This window comes from Burkholderia sp. B10 (genome assembly GCF_004368385.1).
Classification (GTDB): domain Bacteria; phylum Pseudomonadota; class Gammaproteobacteria; order Burkholderiales; family Burkholderiaceae; genus Burkholderia; species Burkholderia vietnamiensis.
On the sequence record NZ_PQMX01000057.1, the window covers coordinates 1 to 17,577 of the forward strand.

Annotated in this window: 14 protein-coding genes; 12 read left to right on the forward strand and 2 right to left on the reverse strand. The window is 68.5% G+C overall.

Translation table 11 applies throughout. The annotated features are described in order from the left end of the window. Positions 1 to 4,113: autotransporter domain-containing protein (locus tag C3Y15_RS23625; RefSeq protein ID WP_134206874.1), on the forward strand; the 4,113-nt coding region annotated here is incomplete at its 5' end. Here the strand turns inward: C3Y15_RS23625 and C3Y15_RS32000 are convergent. Next, positions 4,001 to 4,414 (reverse strand): hypothetical protein, encoded by a 414-nt coding sequence (locus C3Y15_RS32000; RefSeq protein WP_208328103.1) that lies wholly within the window; start codon positions 4,412 to 4,414, stop codon positions 4,001 to 4,003. The two genes, C3Y15_RS23625 and C3Y15_RS32000, sit on opposite strands and share 113 nt — an antisense overlap. Before the next feature lie 260 nt (positions 4,415 to 4,674). Here C3Y15_RS32000 and C3Y15_RS23635 point away from each other — a divergent pair, with 260 nt between their 5' ends. The 8 genes from C3Y15_RS23635 to C3Y15_RS23670 all read left to right on the forward strand — a co-directional run bounded on the left by C3Y15_RS23635 (position 4,675) and on the right by C3Y15_RS23670 (position 14,163). Beyond that, a complete protein-coding gene (locus tag C3Y15_RS23635) occupies positions 4,675 to 5,619 on the forward strand; it encodes a MurR/RpiR family transcriptional regulator (RefSeq protein WP_011882003.1) in 945 nt (314 codons plus the stop codon). Next, positions 5,616 to 6,620 carry an isoaspartyl peptidase/L-asparaginase gene (locus C3Y15_RS23640; RefSeq protein ID WP_069246511.1) on the forward strand — a complete coding sequence of 335 codons (1,005 nt, stop codon included), beginning with the start codon at positions 5,616 to 5,618 and terminating at the stop codon, positions 6,618 to 6,620. The genes C3Y15_RS23635 and C3Y15_RS23640 overlap by 4 nt, the downstream gene beginning before the upstream one ends. Positions 6,621 to 6,648: 28 nt before the next feature. Next, positions 6,649 to 8,613, forward strand: coding sequence for a dipeptide ABC transporter ATP-binding protein (locus C3Y15_RS23645; RefSeq protein WP_059622786.1), 1,965 nt, complete (start codon positions 6,649 to 6,651; stop codon positions 8,611 to 8,613). A 165-nt stretch (positions 8,614 to 8,778) separates the two neighbouring features. Beyond that, positions 8,779 to 10,341, forward strand: a complete 1,563-nt coding sequence (gene gsiB / locus C3Y15_RS23650; protein ID WP_069246510.1) for a glutathione ABC transporter substrate-binding protein GsiB — start codon at positions 8,779 to 8,781, stop codon at positions 10,339 to 10,341. Between the two features lie 76 nt (positions 10,342 to 10,417). After that, entirely contained in the window at positions 10,418 to 11,338 is a 921-nt protein-coding gene (gsiC, locus tag C3Y15_RS23655; protein ID WP_011882007.1) for a glutathione ABC transporter permease GsiC, read from the forward strand. A 7-nt stretch (positions 11,339 to 11,345) separates the two neighbouring features. Then, positions 11,346 to 12,239, forward strand: a complete 894-nt coding sequence (gene gsiD / locus C3Y15_RS23660; RefSeq protein ID WP_011882008.1) for a glutathione ABC transporter permease GsiD — start codon at positions 11,346 to 11,348, stop codon at positions 12,237 to 12,239. Next, on the forward strand, positions 12,239 to 13,339 hold the full coding sequence (locus C3Y15_RS23665; protein WP_045578088.1) for a P1 family peptidase: 1,101 nt from the start codon (positions 12,239 to 12,241) through the stop codon (positions 13,337 to 13,339). The genes gsiD and C3Y15_RS23665 overlap by 1 nt, the downstream gene beginning before the upstream one ends. After that, positions 13,336 to 14,163, forward strand: coding sequence for a M55 family metallopeptidase (locus tag C3Y15_RS23670; RefSeq protein ID WP_011882010.1), 828 nt, complete (start codon positions 13,336 to 13,338; stop codon positions 14,161 to 14,163). The genes C3Y15_RS23665 and C3Y15_RS23670 overlap by 4 nt, the downstream gene beginning before the upstream one ends. Before the next feature lie 35 nt (positions 14,164 to 14,198). Here C3Y15_RS23670 and C3Y15_RS23675 read toward each other — a convergent pair whose 3' ends face one another. Next, positions 14,199 to 14,969: an alpha/beta hydrolase gene (locus C3Y15_RS23675; RefSeq protein WP_041494160.1), complete on the reverse strand. Its 771-nt coding sequence runs from the start codon at positions 14,967 to 14,969 to the stop codon at positions 14,199 to 14,201. A gap of 142 nt (positions 14,970 to 15,111) precedes the next feature. On the opposite strand from C3Y15_RS23675, the gene C3Y15_RS23680 reads away from it, so the two are divergent. From C3Y15_RS23680 to C3Y15_RS23690, 3 genes are all read left to right on the forward strand, one after another. Next, on the forward strand, positions 15,112 to 15,891 hold the full coding sequence (locus tag C3Y15_RS23680; protein WP_041494159.1) for a helix-turn-helix transcriptional regulator: 780 nt from the start codon (positions 15,112 to 15,114) through the stop codon (positions 15,889 to 15,891). A 153-nt stretch (positions 15,892 to 16,044) separates the two neighbouring features. Further along, on the forward strand, positions 16,045 to 16,806 hold the full coding sequence (locus C3Y15_RS23685; RefSeq protein WP_011882013.1) for a hypothetical protein: 762 nt from the start codon (positions 16,045 to 16,047) through the stop codon (positions 16,804 to 16,806). Between the two features lie 415 nt (positions 16,807 to 17,221). After that, entirely contained in the window at positions 17,222 to 17,452 is a 231-nt protein-coding gene (locus tag C3Y15_RS23690) for a hypothetical protein (RefSeq protein WP_124260238.1), read from the forward strand. Positions 17,453 to 17,577 lie beyond the last annotated feature (125 nt).

The following is a 17,577-nucleotide window of genomic DNA, read 5'->3' on the forward strand; positions in this document are numbered from 1 at the left end:
ATCGTCGGCGGCGTGGGCGGGGCCGGCGGCGGGGGCGCGAGCACGGCCGGCGCCAGCGGCGCGGGCGTCAACCTGGCGAGCGGGTTCACCGTGCTGACCAACGTCGGCACGATCACCGGCGGCGCCGGCAATGGCGGGGCCGCGGGAGCCGGCATCATCGTGAACGGCACCAGTGTCATCGTCAACGGCGGCACGATCGCGGGCGGCTTGTACGCCGACGGCGTGACGCGGGCCGCAGCGATCCAGTTCAACGGCACGAACAACACGCTGCAGTTGGTCACCGGGTCCAACATCGTCGGTGACATCGAGGTGTCGGCGGGGGCGGCGACCAAGATCACCGCGGGCTCCGCGGGGCTCACGCTGTCCAACCAGATCACGCTCGGCGATGTGGCATCCCGCGTGACCTTCGATTCGACCACGACCAACCTCGTGGTGTCGGGCGTGGTATCCGGGGCCGGCGGCGTGGCCGTGAGCGGGAGCCGAACGATCACGCTCACGGGCGAGAACACCTATACCGGCGGCACCACGATCAACGCCGGCACGTTGCAGATTGGCAATGGAGGGACCACCGGCTCCGTCGCCGGCGACATCGTCAACAACGGCACGTTGGTGTTCAACCGCAGCGACACGGTCGCGTATGGCGGCACCATCAGCGGCACGGGCAGCATCGTACAGGCGGGCAGCGGCACGCTCGCGATCTCCGGCGCCGCAGGCTATGCGGGCAGCACCAACATCAACGCCGGCACGCTCGCGCTGATCGGCGCGGGCAGCATTGCGGGGTCCAGCGGCGTCGTCAACAACGGCACGTTCGATATTTCGGCGACGACCTCCGGGGCCGCGATCAATGCGCTCACCGGCTCGGGCACGGTCGCGCTCGGCGGCCAGACGCTGACGCTGGCCAACGCGGCCGGGACGTTCGGCGGAACCATCGGCGGCACGGGCGGGCTGACGGTGGCGGGCGGCACGCAGACGCTGTCAGGCGCCAATGGCTACGCCGGTGCAACGTCGATCAACGCCGGCACGCTGGCGTTGAGCGGGGCGGGCAGCGTTGCGGCATCGAGCGGGATCGTCAACGACGGCACCTTCGACATCTCGGCGACGACTTCCGGCGCCACGATCAATGCGCTCACCGGCTCAGGCACGGTCGCGCTCGGTGGCCAGACACTGACGCTGGCCAATGCGGCCGGCACGTTCGGCGGCGCCATCGGCGGCAGCGGCGGGCTGACGATTGCGGGCGGGACGCAGACGCTGTCGGGTACCAACGTCTACACCGGTGCAACTTCGATCAATGCCGGCACGCTGGCGTTGAGCGGATCGGGCAGCGTCGCTGTGTCCGGCGGCGTCGTCAACAACGGCACGTTCGATATTTCGGCGACGACCTCCGGGGCCGCGATCAATGCACTCACCGGCACGGGCGCCGTTGCGCTCGGCGCTCGCACGCTGACGCTCACGAATGCGGTCGGCACGTTCGGCGGCGCCATCAACGGCAGCGGCGGACTGACGGTCGCGGGCGGTACGCAGACGCTGTCGGGCGCCAACGGCTACACCGGTGCAACGTCGATCAATGCCGGCACGCTGGCGTTGACCGGCTCGGGCAGCCTTGCGGCGTCCAGCGGCATCGTCAACAACGGTACGTTCGATATTTCGACGACGACCTCCGGGGCCGCGATCAATGCGCTCACCGGCACGGGTACGGTCGCGCTCGGCGGCCGGACGCTGACGCTCGCCAATGCGGCCGGCACGTTCGGCGGCGCCATCAACGGCACGGGCGGGTTGACGGTCACGGGCGGCACGCAGACCTTGTCGGGTGCCAATGGCTACACCGGTGCAACCTCGATCAATGCCGGCACGCTGGCGTTGACCGGTTCGGGCAGCCTCGCGGCATCGAGCGGGATCGTCAACGACGGTACGTTCGACATCTCCGGCACCACCTCCGGGGCCGCGATCAATGCGCTTACCGGTACGGGCGCCGTTGCGCTCGGCAGCCGCACGCTGACGCTCGCGAACGCGGCTGGCACGTTCGGTGGAACCATCAACGGCAGCGGCGGACTGACGATCGCGGGCGGCACGCAGACGCTATCGGGTGCCAACGGCTACACCGGTGCGACGTCGATCAATGTCGGCACGCTGGCGTTGACCGGGTCGGGTAGCCTTGTGGCGTCCAGCGGCGTCGTCAACAACGGTACGTTCGATATTTCGGCGACGACCTTCGGCGCCACGATCAATGCGCTCACCGGCACGGGTACCGTTTCGCTCGGCGCTCGCACGCTGACGCTCGCCAATGCGGCCGGCACGTTCGGCGGGACCGTCAACGGCACGGGCGGGCTGACGGTCGCGGGCGGTACGCAAACGCTGTCCGGCGTGAACACCTACACCGGGGCGACGATGGTCGACGCGGGCACGCTCGCGTTGTCCGGCGCCGGCCAGCTCGCGTCGTCCACGTCGGTCACGCTCGCCGGCTCGACGGCCGCGCTCGACCTGTCCGCGGCCGGCAGCCAGACGGTCGCGCATCTGTCCGGCGTGACGGGCAGTCGCGTGGTGCTCGGCGGCAGCGCGCTCACGCTGTCCGACGACTCGTCGCAGACCTTCGGCGGCAGCCTCGTCGGCACCGGCGGCCTCGTCAAACAAGGCGCGGGCACGCTGACGCTGAACGGCGTCAGCACCGCGTTCTCCGGGACGACGACGGTGGCGGGCGGCACGGTGGCCGTCGGCGACGCGGCGAATGCCGGTGCGGTGCTGGGCGGCAATGTCGTGGTGAATGCACTCGGCACGTTGCGCGGCCACGGCACGGTAGCGGGCGACGTCAGCAGCAGTGGCGTCGTGGCGCCGGGCGGCTCGATCGGAACGCTGTCCGTCGGCGGCAACTATGCGCAGGCGGCGAGCGGCACGCTGTCGATCGAGGTCAGCCCCACCGAAGCGTCGCAGCTGCGCGTAGGCGGCGCGGCGACGCTCGGCGGTTCGTTGGCCGTCCTGTTCGATCCCGGCACCTATACCGCGCGCCGCTACACGGTGCTCAGCGCGGCCAACGGCGTGACCGGCCGTTTCGCGAACATCGGCGCGACCACGGCCGGCGCGAATCTCGGCGCGTTGCAGCCGTCGGTGGACTACGGCGCGAACGCGGTCGACCTGCTGCTCGCGGAGCCGGGCGGCCCTGGCACGCCGACCGGCCCGACGATCATCGCGCCGACCAAGACGTCGATCTACACGGCGCTCGGCACGACCGCATTGCTGCAGGCGCAGGACGCCAGCTCGACGTTGCTCGGCCGTCTCGCCGGCCCACAGGACGACCCGGCGGGCTCCCGCAACGTATGGGCCGTCGCCAGCGGTTCGAGCACCAAGGTCGGCGGCACGGGCGGCGCGCCGGGCTTCCTGACGCACGCGTACGGATTCCTGGCTGGCGCGCAGGGACGGCTCGGCGGCGCCACGGTCGGTGGGGCCGGCGGCTACATGCACACCACGCTCGGCGAAGACACGACCGGTGCATCGGGCACCATCGACACGCTGCGCGTCGCGCTGTACGGCGCGCAGCCGGTCGGTGCCGTCAACCTGTCGGCCACGCTTGGCTACGGGCTCGATTTCCTGTCGCAGAAGCGGCCGTTCGGCAGCGCGGGTACGGCCGAAGGCGACCATCTCGGCCACGAGTTCACCGCGGCGACGCAGGCGAGCCTGCCGATGGAGGCGGGCGGTTTGCGCTTCACGCCGCACGTCGGGCTGCGGTATGCGTACGTGCGCGGCAGCGGCTTCGGCGAGAACGGCGCGAACGGGCAGAACCTGAACGTCGGCCCCGACAACGCGCGCAGCCTTCAGCCTTATGTGGGCGTGTCGCTCGACAAGGCGTTCGGCGATGCCATGCGGTCGCTCGACGTGCAGCTTCGCGTCGGCTATGCGCACGAGGTGCTGCGCGGCAGCCGCGTCGTCCAGGTGCAGAGCCAGGACGGCACCGTGTTCGCCGCGCCGGGCACCGACCTGCCGCGTTCGTTCCTGACCACGGGCGCCAGCGTCACGCTGCAGGCCGCGAAGACGACCACCGTATCGCTCGGGTTCGATGCGACGATCGACACGAGTCATGTGTCGGCGCAGTCCGCGTATGTGCGGGTGAATCACCGGTTCTGATGTCGTTGTCCAAGGGAACGGGGGCGGCCGCTCGCGTGACGGCAATCGACGAACTGCTGTCACGCGACGGGCGGACGTTGTCGAGCGGCGGTGGTTTCAAGTTGACGTTGACGATGCCCCCGCCGATGCTGGCGCCGAAGCCGAAGCCGAAGCCGAAGCCGAAGCCGAAGCCGAAGCCGAAGCCGAAGCCGAAGCCGAAGCCGAAGCCGAAGCCGCCGCCGAAGCCGCCGCCGAAGCCGAAGCCGAAGCCGCCACCGAAGCCGCCAACCGCACCGACATCGAAGGCCAACACCACAGCCAACTCCGCTCCTCCCACATCCGCACGCGAACCGACTTACTCGGGGTTTTCCCGAGGGCGCGCGGTTCGATCCCACTCCCTCTCTGCACCGGCCGAACGCTCTACGCCCGCGCGCACGCGGGCGCGCCGCCGCCCACCCTCCGCCGCAAAACCGGTCCGTCGTACTAAACGCGACGAGCACGTGACACCGCCGCTGAAAATTTATTTTTTTCCTCCCGATGGATTGTGTAAATTGATTTTCATCCACCTTCCAGTCAGCATTCATGACGCCACTCGTTCCGCCCGAAGCAAATCACGACGAGTCCGCGATCGCGGAGCGCATCGCGTCGGCCATGCCGAGGATGACGCCGATCCACCGCCGGATGGGCGAATACGTGCTCGCGAATCCGTTTCGCGCAGCGACGATGCGCATCGACGAACTCGCGCAAGCGGTGAACGCGTCCATCGCGACCGCGAACCGCTTCGCGAGGGCGCTCGGCTTCGACGGCTATCCGGCGATGCGCGCGGCGCTCGTGCGCGGCTTCGAGGCGACGCTCGGCCCGGTCGAGCGGCTGCGCTCCGCGCAGGAACAGGAGCAGGGCGTGCGCGGCGCGGCGTGGATCGACGCGGTGTTCGATCAGGCCGTCGCCAACATCGAGAACACGCGCACGCAACTGGATGCGGCCGACGTCGAGGCGGCGGTCGAGGCGATCGTCGGCGCGCGGCGCGTGCTGATTCTGGGCGCGGGCTCCAGCGCATTCCTGGCCGGGCTGATGGAGCACGGCCTGTCGGTGTGTCATGACAACGTGCAGTCGCTCGCGCTGCTCGGCGGCCCGACGCACGCGGCGCGGCGTCTGTACACGGCCGATTCGCGCGATCTGGTGATCGCGCTCGCGTTGCCGCGCTACGTGAAGGACACGGTCGAGCTCGCACGCCGCGCGGCCGCGCGCGGCGCACGCGTGCTCGGCATTTCCGACGGCCCTGGCTCGCCGTTGGCCCCGGTCGCCTCGCTGAATCTCTACGTGAAGGCCGAGCGGCGCTTCGCGGCCACCTCGGAAGCGGCCGTGTTGACGATGATCGAAGCGCTGATCGACGCGGTCGCGCTGCGCACGCATCGCTCGGCGAAGTCCGCGGCCGAGATGACCGAATTCCTGTTGCCGTGGCTGCTCCAGCCGCAAGCCGCGCCGTCGGCGCCGAGCCCATCTTCCACCGATCGGAACAAGACATGACTTCACGCGCGATCGTCGCGATTCACGGCGGCGCAGGCACGATCCTGCGCGACGCGATGGACAGCGATACCGAACGCCGTTACCGCGCCGAGCTCGACGCGATCCTGCAAGCCGCGCAACGCGTGCTCGCCAGCGGCGGCAGCGCGCTCGACGCGGTGACCGTCGCGGTGCGGATGCTCGAAGACTGCCCGTTGTTCAACGCGGGGCGCGGCGCCGTCTATACGGCCGAAGGCAAGCACGAACTCGACGCCGCCGTGATGGACGGCGCGACGCTCGCGGCCGGCGCGATCTGCTGCGCGACCCGCGTGCGCAATCCGGTGCTGGCCGCGCGGCGCGTGATGGAAGCGAGCGAGCACGTGCTGTTCGCCGGCGCGGGCGCCGATGCATTCGCGGCCGCGCAGGGGCTCGAACTCGTCGAACCCGGCTACTTCGACACCGAAGCGCGTCATGCGCAATGGCTGGGGGCGCGCGCGGCGGCCGGCGCGATGCTCGACCACGACGCGGCGACTTTCGCGTTCGGCGCCGGCCGGCCGCCGGAGCCGCCGCAGCCACATGAACCGCTCGACCCCGACCGCAAGCACGGCACGGTCGGCGCGGTCGCGTGCGACCTGCACGGCCATGTCGCGGCGGCGACGTCGACGGGCGGCATCACGAACAAGCAGCCCGGCCGCGTCGGCGATTCGCCGATCATCGGCGCCGGCTGCTACGCGGACGATGCGACCTGCGCGGTGTCCGCGACCGGCACCGGCGAGATGTTCATCCGGCTCGCGACCGCGCACGACGTGGCCGCGCAGATCGCGTATCGCAGCGCGTCGCTCGCCGACGCCGCGCACGACGTCGTGATGAACAAGCTGCCGCGCCTGGCCGGCCGCGGCGGGATCATCGCCGTCGATGCGCACGGCAACGTCGCGATGCCGTTCAACACGGAAGGCATGTATCGCGGCTACGCGCGTGTCGGCGCGGCGCCCGTGGTCGGCATCTACCGCGACGACGCGGCGTGATTGCCGATCGAACCAGGAGACCTTCGCGATGACTTCGAGCCGAACCCCGTCCGCGCTGGTGCTGCCGGAGCAGCGCGTGGTCGCCGTCGACGGCCTGTCGGTGACGTTCCGCCGGGAGAACGCGACGTTCGACGCCGTGCGCGACGTGTCGTTTCACGTCGATCGCGGCGAGACGCTCGCGATCGTCGGTGAATCGGGCTCAGGCAAATCGGTCACGTCGCTCGCGCTGATGCGGCTCGTCGAGCACGGCGGCGGCGAGATCACGAGCGGCCGGATGGTGTTGCGGCGTCGCGGCGGCGCGCTCGTCGATCTGGCCGCGGCGAGCGCGGCGGCCATGCGCGGCATCCGCGGCGCGGACATCGCGATGATCTTCCAGGAGCCGATGACCTCGCTGAACCCGGTGTTTACCGTCGGCGACCAGATCAGCGAGGCGATTGCGCTGCACCAGTCGAAGGGCGCGTCGGAAGCGCGCGCGGAGACGCTGCGCCTGCTCGATCTCGTGCGGATTCCCGAGGCGCGCCGCGTGTTCGCGCGCTATCCGCACCAGTTGTCCGGCGGGATGCGCCAGCGCGTGATGATCGCGATGGCGCTGTCGTGCCGGCCCGCGCTGCTGATCGCCGACGAGCCGACCACCGCGCTCGACGTGACGATTCAGGCGCAGATCCTGCAATTGATCCGCGGGCTGCAGGACGAAATGAAGATGGGCGTGATCTTCATCACGCACGACATGGGCGTGGTCGCCGAAGTGGCCGATCGCGTGCTCGTGATGTATCGCGGCGAGAAGGTCGAGGAGGGCGCGTCGGAGCGCATTTTCGCGACGCCCGCGCATCGCTACACGCGTGCGCTGCTCGCGGCCGTGCCGCGGCTCGGCTCGATGCAGGGCACCGATACGCCGGAGAAATTCCCGTTGTTGAGCGTGGATGGGACGCGCGCGACCGTGTCGGCGGAGGATGCGGCCGCAACGGCCAATGTAGCCACTACGCCCAACGCACTAAACCCCGTCGACGCCCCCCAACCCGCCACCGACCTTAGCGCACACGCCTCGATCGATCGCGCCGCGTCGCCGATCCTGCGCGTGCGCGATCTCGTCACGCGGTTTCCGGTGAAGAGCGGCGTGTTCGGCCGCGTATCGCAGTACGTGCATGCGGTCGAGCGCGTGAGCTTCGATCTGCACGCGGGCGAGACGCTCGCGCTCGTCGGCGAATCGGGCTGCGGCAAGTCGACCACCGGCCGTTCGCTGTTGCGCCTCGTCGAATCGCAGAGCGGCTCGATCGAATTCGACGGCCGCGACATCAGCGCGCTGAGGGGCCATGACCTGCAGGCGCTGCGCCGGAACATCCAGTTCATCTTCCAGGACCCGTTCGCCTCGCTCAATCCGCGGCTCACGGTCGGCTTCTCGATCATGGAGCCGCTGCTGGTGCACCGCGTGTCGAGCGGCCGCGACGCGCAGGCGCGCGTCGACTGGCTGCTCGACAAGGTCGGCCTGCCGCCCGACGCCGCCCGTCGCTATCCGCACGAATTCTCGGGCGGCCAGCGTCAGCGGATCGCGATCGCACGCGCGCTCGCGCTGAACCCGAAGGTCGTGATCGCCGACGAATCGGTGTCCGCGCTCGACGTGTCGGTGCAGGCGCAGATCGTGAACCTGATGCTCGACCTGCAACGCGAACTCGGCGTCGCCTACCTGTTCATCTCGCACGACATGGCCGTCGTCGAGCGCATCAGCCATCGCGTCGCGGTGATGTACCTCGGCCAGATCGTCGAGATCGGCCCGCGCCGCGCGGTGTTCGAGGCGCCGCAACATCCGTACACCAGGAAGCTGATGAACGCGGTGCCGGTGGCCGATCCCGCGCGCCGGCATGCGCCGCGCCAGCTGGCCGCCGACGAGATGCCGAGCCCGATCCGCGCGATCGGCGACGAGCCCGTCGTCGCGCCGCTCGTCGCGGTCGGCCCCGATCATTACGTCGCGGCGCATCGCGTCGGCGGCGCGTATTAGCCGGGATGTCCCGTCGAACCGGATTTGAATCGAGTGCCCGCGGGCCCACGGTTCGGGGTCGCCCCGGCAGCGCATCCGATGCGCGTCACGCAGCAGGAAGTCGAAACCGAAACGCCCGTTGGGCGTCGTCGATCCACGTAGAGGAACGTAAAGGAGCCCAGCAACATGAACCAGCCGCATCCGTTTCCGATGTTTCGTCCGCGCGCATCCTTCGTCGCGCTCGCCGGCGCGTTCGCGCTGACGGCCGCCGTGCCGGCCTTCGCGCAGCAGAACGTGGTGGTCGCGGTGTACTCGACGTTCACGACGATGGACCCCTACGACGCGAACGACACCGTGTCGCAAGCGGTCGTCAAGTCGTTCTACGAAGGGCTGTTCGGTTTCGACAAGGACATGAAGCTCGTCAACGTGCTCGCGACCGGCTATGAGGCGAGCCCCGATGCGAAGACCTACACCGTCAAGCTGCGCTCGGGCGTGAAGTTCCACGACGGCACCGACTTCAACGCGGCCGCGGTCAAGGCGAACTTCGACCGCGTGACCGACCCGGCCAACAAGCTGAAGCGCTACGGGCTGTTCCGCGTGATCGAGAAGACCGAGGTGGTCGATCCGCTGACCGTGCGCTTCACGCTGCGCGAGCCGTTCTCCGCGTTCATCAACACGCTCGCGCACCCGTCGGCGGTGATGATCTCGCCGGCCGCGCTGAAGAAGTGGGGGCGCGACGTGTCGCTGCATCCGGTCGGCACCGGGCCGTTCGAGTTCGTCGAGTGGAAGCAGACCGACGACATGAAGGTGAAGAAGTTCGCCGGCTACTGGAAGAAGGGTTATCCGAAGATCGACTCGATCGACTGGAAGCCGGTGGTCGACAACAACACGCGCGCGGCGCTGCTCAAGACCGGCGAGGCCGACTTCGCGTTCACGATCCCGTTCGAGCAGGCCGCCGACCTGAAGAACAACCCGAAGGTCGACCTGATCGAGCGCCCGTCGATCATCCAGCGCTACATCTCGCTGAACACGCAGAAGAAGCCGTTCGACAATCCGAAGGTGCGCGAAGCGCTGAACTACGCGGTCAACAAGGAAGCGCTCGCGAAGGTCGTGTTCGCCGGCTATGCGACGCCGCAGACGGGCGTCGCGCCGGTCGGCGTCGAATACGCGACCAGGCTCGGGCCGTGGCCGTACGATCCGGCCAAGGCGCGCGCGCTGCTGAAGGAGGCCGGTTATCCGAACGGCTTCGAGTCGACGCTGTGGTCCGCGTACAACCACTCGACCGCGCAGAAGCTGATCCAGTTCGTCCAGCAGCAGTTGGCGCAGGTCGGCGTGAAGGTGCAGGTGCAGGCGCTCGAGGCCGGCGAGCGGGTCGCGAAGGTCGAGAGCGCGCAGGACCCGGCGACGGCGCCGGTGCGGATGTACTACAGCGGCTGGTCGGCGTCGACCGGCGAGGCGAACTGGGCGCTGTCGCCGCTGCTCGCGTCCACCTCCGCGCCGCCGAAGCTCTACAACACCGCGTACTACAAGAACGCGGCGGTCGACGACGATCTCTCGAAGGCGCTCGAGACGACCGACAACGCGAAGAAAGCCACGCTGTACGCCGACGCGCAGAAGCAGGTGTGGGCCGATGCGCCGTGGATCTTCCTCGTGCAGGAGAAGATCGTGTACGCGCGCAGCAAGCGGCTGCACGGCATCTACGTGATGCCGGACGGCTCGTTCAACTTCGACGAAATCTCGGTGAAATGACGGCGCTTCGCCTGCCGCGCGGCGCGGGCGGCGCACGTTGCCCGCGCTGCCCGCGTGCTGATTCGATCGGTGCCCCATGCTGAATTTTCTCGTCAAACGCCTGTTCGGCCTGCTGCCCACGCTCGCGCTCGTCGCGGTGCTGGTGTTTCTGTTCGTGCACCTGCTGCCGGGCGACCCCGCGCGGCTCGCGGCCGGCCCCGAAGCCGACGACGCGACGGTCGCGCTGGTGCGCGCCGATCTCGGGCTCGACCGGCCGCTGCCCGCGCAGTTCGCGAACTTCTTCGTGAAGATCGCGCACGGCGATTTCGGCACGTCGACGCGCAGCAAGCGGCCGGTGTCGACCGAGATCGGCGAGCGCTTCATGCCGACGCTGCTGCTGACGCTCGTCAGCATGGTGTGGGCGACCGCGTTCGGCATGGCGATCGGGATCGCGTCCGCCGTGTGGCGCAACCGCTGGCCCGATCGTCTCGGGATGACGATCGCGGTGTCGGGCATCTCGTTTCCGGCGTTCGCGCTCGGGATGCTGCTGATGGAGATCTTCTCGGTGAAGCTCGGCTGGCTGCCGGTCGTGCCGGACGGCACGTGGAAGAGCTACGTGCTGCCGTCGCTGACGCTCGGCGCGGCGGTCGCGGCCGTGATGGCGCGCTTCACGCGCGCGTCGTTCGTCGAGGTGCTCAACGAGGACTTCGTGCGCACCGCGCGCGCGAAGGGCGTGCACGAGCCGATGGTGGTGCTCAAGCACTGCCTGCGCAACGCGATGATCCCGGTCGTCACGATGATGGGGCTGCAGTTCGGCTTCCTGCTCGGCGGCTCGATCGTCGTCGAGGCCGTGTTCAACTGGCCGGGGCTCGGGCGCCTGCTGGTCGATGCGGTGACGATGCGCGACTACCCGGTGATCCAGGCCATCGTGCTGCTGTTCTCGCTCGAGTTCATCCTGATCAATCTGACCGTCGACGTGCTGTACGCGGTCATCAATCCGACCATCCGGTTCAAGTGAGGCGCGCATGAACGCGACTGTCCAGCCGGCGGCGACGGCCGCATCGACCGCGATCCGCACGCCGTGGCGCGAATTCTGGCGCAAGTTCCGCAAGCAGACCGTCGCGCTGGTGGCCGGCGGCTTCGTGCTCGCGCTCGTCGTGCTCGCATTCGTCGGCCCGCATATCGTGCCGTTCGATCCGGAGAACTATTTCGACTACGACGCGCTGAACGCCGGGCCGTCGGCCGTGCACTGGTTCGGCGTCGATTCGCTCGGCCGCGACATCTTCAGCCGGATCGTCGCCGGCACGCGCATCTCGCTCGCGGCCGGGTTCTTCTCGGTCGCGCTCGGCGCGCTCGTCGGCACGTTGTTCGGGCTGCTCGCCGGCTACTACGAAGGCTGGTGGGACCGCATCACGATGCGCGTGGCCGACGTGCTGTTCGCGTTTCCGGGCATCCTGCTCGCGATCGGCGTGGTCGCGATCCTCGGCAACGGGATGGTCAACGTGATCTGCGCGGTCGCGATCTTCAGCATCCCGGCGTTCGCGCGGCTCGTGCGCGGCAACACGCTGATGCTCAAGCACATGACCTACGTCGAAGCGGCGCGCAGCATCGGTGCGTCCGACTGGACCATCATCATGCGGCACATCCTGCCGGGCACCGTGTCGTCGGTGGTCGTCTACTTCACGATGCGGATCGGCACGTCGATCATCACGGCCGCGAGCCTGTCGTTCCTGGGCCTCGGCGCGCAGCCGCCGACGCCCGAGTGGGGCGCGATGCTCAACGAGGCGCGCGCCGACATGGTGAGCGCGCCGCACGTCGCGATCTTCCCGAGCCTCGCGATCTTCCTGACCGTGCTCGCGTTCAACCTGCTCGGCGACGGGCTGCGCGACGCACTCGACCCGAAGCTGGAGCGCCGCTGATGGCTGGCGTACCGATGTGGTCGGCGACGCTGCCGGCCGGCCCGCGCGGCACGCTCGCCGACGTACCGGGCGTGACCGTCGGCCACGCGACGCTCGCGGCCGGCGACGTGCAGACGGGCGTCACCGTCGTGAAGCCGCACGCGGGCGACCTGTATCGCAGCAAGGTGCCGGCGGGCGCTGCGGTGATCAACGGCTTCGGCAAGAGCGTCGGGCTCGTGCAGGTCGACGAGCTCGGCACGCTCGAGACGCCGATCGCGCTGACCAACACGTTCGGCGTCGGCGTGCTCGCCAACGCGCAGATTCGCGCGGCGATCGCGCAGAACCCGCAGATCGGCCGCGACTGGCCGACCGTCAACCCGCTCGTGTTCGAATGCAACGACGGCTATCTGAACGACATCCAGGCGTTCGCGGTGACGGCCGCGCATTACGACGCAGCGTGCCTCAGCGCGTCGCGCGACTTCGCGCGCGGCGCGGTGGGGGCGGGGCGCGGCATGTCGTGCTTCGACCTGAAGGGCGGCATCGGCTCCGCGTCGCGCGTGACGGTCGCGGCCGGCAGGCCATATACGGTCGGCGCGCTCGTGCTCGCGAACTTCGGTCGGCTGCCGATGCTGACGCTCGCCGGCGTGCCGGTCGGGCGCATCGTCGCGCAGCGGCGCGCCGTATCGTGCGTATCGCGCGCGCAGGCAACCGACGCGACGGCGCCCGAGCAGGGCTCGATCATCGTGCTGCTCGCGACCGATGCGCCGCTCGACGCGCGCCAGCTGTCACGGCTCGCCCGTCGCGCGGGCGCAGGCCTCGCTCGGACCGGTTCGGTCTACGGGCACGGCAGCGGCGACCTCGCGCTGGCGTTTTCCACTGCGTACACGATCGCGCACGATGCGTCGACCGTGTCGCTGCCGGCGCTCGTCGCCGACGCGGCACTCGATCCGCTGTTCATGGCCGCGGCCGAAAGCGTCGAGCACGCGATCGTCGACGCGTTGCTGCAGGCCGTGACGGTGACCGGCCGCGACGGCCACGTGCGGCAGTCGCTGCGCGATGCGGTGAACGACCTCGACCGCCTGTTCGGCGGCCAAGACGACGGACTTCCTACCCGCTCATGAAAATTCTGATTTCAACCGATATCGAAGGTGTGGCCGGCGTATTCGCCGTCGAGCAGACCCGCGCCGGCAATCCGGAATACGAACGCGCGCGCCGCTGGATGACCGGCGAGGCGAATGCGGCGATCGAAGGCGCATTTGCCGGCGGCGCGCAGGCCGTGTGGGTCAACGATTCGCATGGCGGATACCGCAACCTGCTGCCGGACGGGCTCGATGCACGCGCGCGCGTCGTGCTCGGCAAGCCGCGCACGCTGGGGATGATGGCGGGCCTCGAGCAGCGGCCCGATCTCGTGTTCATGATCGGCTTTCACTCGAAATCGCAGACGCGCGGCGTGCTGGCGCACACGATCAACAGCTTCGCGTTCGCGCAGGTCTGGGTGAACGGCGTCGAGCTCGGCGAAGCGGGGCTGTATGGCGCGCTCGCGCGCGAATACGGCGCGCACGTCGCGCTGGCGTCCGGCGACGACGTGTTCGTCGACGAAACGCGGCCGCTGTTTCCGGACGCGCGTTTCGAGGTGCTCAAGACGGCCGGCGGCGCATCGAGCGGCGACACGCTGACGCCCGCCGCAGCGTGCGGGCGCATTGCGGTCGCGGCACGCGAAACCGTCGAGCATGCGCTTGCGTCCGGCTGGCACGCGGATGCGCATCGGACTGCCCCGGCCGCGTGTACGGTGCGCGTGCAGAGCGCCGCGCTCGCCGATCTGTTCTGCGTGCTGCCGTCGCTCGAGCGGGTCGATGCGGTGACGCTGCGCTTCGACGCGCCGTCGGTCGAGCACGTCGTGCGCACGCTGAACAGCCTGTCGGCCATGTCGTTCATGCTGCGGTGATGCGTGCCGAGCCGATGCCGCGCAGCGGCGGCGCATCAGGCGGGCGCGGTCGCTGCATCGTCGAGAAAGCGTTCCATCGCCGCGACGAGCGCGAGCGGCGTTTCGTTCATCGGGTAATGGCCGGCATTGCGTAGCACGTCGACGCTTGCGCGCGGGTAGCGGCGCAGATAGGTGCGCGCCATCAGCGCGGCGTCGAACGCCGGGTCGTGTTCGCCGATCAGCACCTTGACCGGATGACGGCCTGCAATTTCGTCGCTGAAATCCGTGTCGGCCCAGGCGCGGAAGTACGCGCCGAACGCCGTCGGCGACGAGCGGGATGCAGAATACGCGGCTTTCCACTCGACCCAGGCGGCGGGCAGGCGGCTGCCGGTGCTGCGCTCGATGATGGTCCGGCGCGCGGCGATGCTGTCGGCCGCGCGTTCGAATAGCGCGCGACGCGCCGCGTCGAACGGCAGGCCGCCGCACGGGACCGGCGCGATCGGCACCAGCGCGCGTACGCGTTCGGGCGCGATGGCGGCAACCTTCTCGATCGCCATGCCGCCCATCGAGTGGCCGACGAGGCTGAAGGTGCGCCAGCCGAGTGTGTCGGCGAGCGCGAGCGTGTCGGCGGCGATTTCGGCGATCGAATACGCGCCGTGTGCGTCGCGCATGCGGCCGTAGCCGCGGTAGTCCATGAAGACATAGGTGAAGCGCTCGCGCGACAGCCACGGTTCGACGGGCTCGAACGCATGTGCGTCGCCGAACCAGCCGTGCAGCACGAGAACAGGGTGGGGGCCGTCCCCCACGCGATGAAACGTATTGGGCATGTTCGCTCCGATGAAGTCGCTATCCGGCCGGTTCGGCCGTCGGGTTGCGCGGCCGTCCGGTCGCGCAGGCGTGGAGCGGATCGTAGATCGATCGAAGGTGACCCGCCTTCGATATCGGGTCATTGACGATGGAATTCGGGCCGTGAGAAATACGCTGCTGGACCCTTACGAACATATCCCGCGGAGCGTGGTGGTCACTGCCAACGACTACGCGGCGGGCACGACTTTCCGCGAGCACGCGCATGCGCGCGGGCAGTTCGCGTTCGCGTCGCGCGGCACGATCAGCGTGTCCACGCCTCACGGGCGCTGGCTGGTGCCGCCGCAGCGCGGGTGCTGGGTACCGGCCGGCGTGCGGCACGAGATGACGATGACCGGGCCGGTCACGATGCTGAACGCGTTCGTGTCGCCCGATGCGGCGCAGTCCGTCGGCTTGCCGGACCGGTGCGGCGTGTACGGCGTGTCGTCGCTGTTGCGGCAACTGCTCGACGACGCGATCGATCTGCCGCCGATGTACGACGTCGAGGGCCGGCCGGGCAAGCTGATGGCGCTGCTCGTCGCGGAAATCGCGACGATGCCGCAGCTGTCGCTGCACGCGCCGCTGCCGGCCGACGCGCGGCTCGCGAAGATCTGCCGGCATTTGTTGGAGTCGCCGTCGATCTCTGCCGATCTCGACCAGGTGGCGACCGATGCGGGCGTGAGCCGGCGCACCTTCACGCGACTGTTCCGCGCGCAGACCGGCGTGAGCTTCGCGGCGTGGCGTCAGCAGGTGTGCATGCTCGCGGCGATCGCGCGGCTGAGCGACGGACAGCCGGTCACGCGTGTCGCGTTCGACCTCGGATATGCGAGCGCGAGCGCGTTTACGTCCGCGTTTCGGCGGATTCTGGGCGAGACGCCGAGTCGGTATGTGGAGGTGCGGCGGTAGGGAGTGGCAGCAATTGCAGAAATGTGGGGGCCGGTAATTGCCGTAGCGCACTTGCGCTTGTCCGTCTGTTGCTCAAGCTTTGTGTCGCGAATCCGTTAACGCGTGGGTCCAGTAGATGTTTGGCCGATGAATACGCGTGGAGATTAGACGGACATGTTGCTGAAAAAAACCGGTTTCGCCGCTTTGATGCTGTTGATTTCGATCGCGGGCCATGCGCGCGATACGACCTCCGAAGTCAATGCTGAAAGAGTGAGTGCGGTCAAGACTGTGACGGTCGTCTATCCAGGCAAGGCCGTGTACATCACGGTGGGGCCGTCCGGCCCGATTCATATTCCGGTTCCGATTCCAGGTGTCGGCGTAGTGGGCGCGCTCGCCATGGGGGCTGTCGCAGGGGCCGTCGGCGTCGGGCTCGGCAAGCACGACAACGATTCGCCGACATCCCTCAATGATCTCGTCACCGCCAGATTCGGCGATACGGGGCTTAACCGGCGCTTCACCGACAGTATCGAAACGGTCCTGCGAAATCATGGCTTCACGGTGCAGGAGGTCGATGCATCGGCGCCGGGCTTGCCGACGCTCAAACCGGACGCACACCGCATGTGGCAGGCAAGCGGCTCGCCCTATCAGGGTAGCGATGCGGTCTTGTTCCTGCGCGTCGGCACCGGTTATGTCACGCCCGGCGGTTTTCACGGTTTCACACGCCGGGTGATCGGCGACATCGTCATGTTCCAGAGCGACACATACGATGCGATTCTCCGACAACACGTCAACTGGAAACAGTCTGGCGACCCGTACAGCTATTCGTCGATCGATGCGCTGGACAGCGATCTCCGACGTGCGATCGATGGGCTCGACGAAGGTCTGATGGCGCAGGTCGATCCGTTCAACAAGTTGCTCGATTCGATTCCGCGTTAGCGGATAGCGTCAGGAGGGGGCCGCGGGCGACGAGGGTGCAAATAGGCGCGGCTCATGGAACGCGCGGTGTGGTGGCCAATGCCCGCAGAGGATGGTGGCGCCTTCGATACGCCGGCGCAGCGGTCTTATCCATTCGCTGCATCGACGGGATGAATTCGCATTCCCGGAACCGAAGGTCATGCGGGCCATGCCGGAGCCTCGGCCAACAGTTGGCGCAAGATTACGTTTCGAGACCGCGACCGCAATCGGCCAGTTCTCGTTGCCCGCAGAGTGCGGGCTTTATTGCATCAATATTTCGCGCGCCATCTGCCCAGCACAATACTGCGTTCCATATATCCGCCTATTCCCTTCGCGCTCGACGACCGTTAACCGAGGTGAGCAGCATACGTATGCTCGCAACCTCTAGGAGATGTACATGAGCGTTTCTTCTGTTGGCGGTAACCAACAACTCCAACTCCCGATGCAGACTGCGCAAACGGCACAACGCGGCATGACGTCGTCGGAAGCCCGCGAAGTCGGTCCCGATGTCGACGGTGACGGCGACGATGCGGGCGCAAAGGCGGTCCAGGCAGCAGCTGCGCAGCCGGCGCCGAGCGTGAACAGCAGCGGCCAGCAAGTCGGGACGATCATCAACGTCAAGGCCTGAGCGCGCGATTCGTTTCAGCAACCGCGTTCCTTGGCATGAGGTTTCTCGCGGCCTGAACGCGTCCTTCGCACGTCTTCGCTGACGTGCGCTAAGCCCGCACACTGCACCCCAGAAGTTGGCTCCGA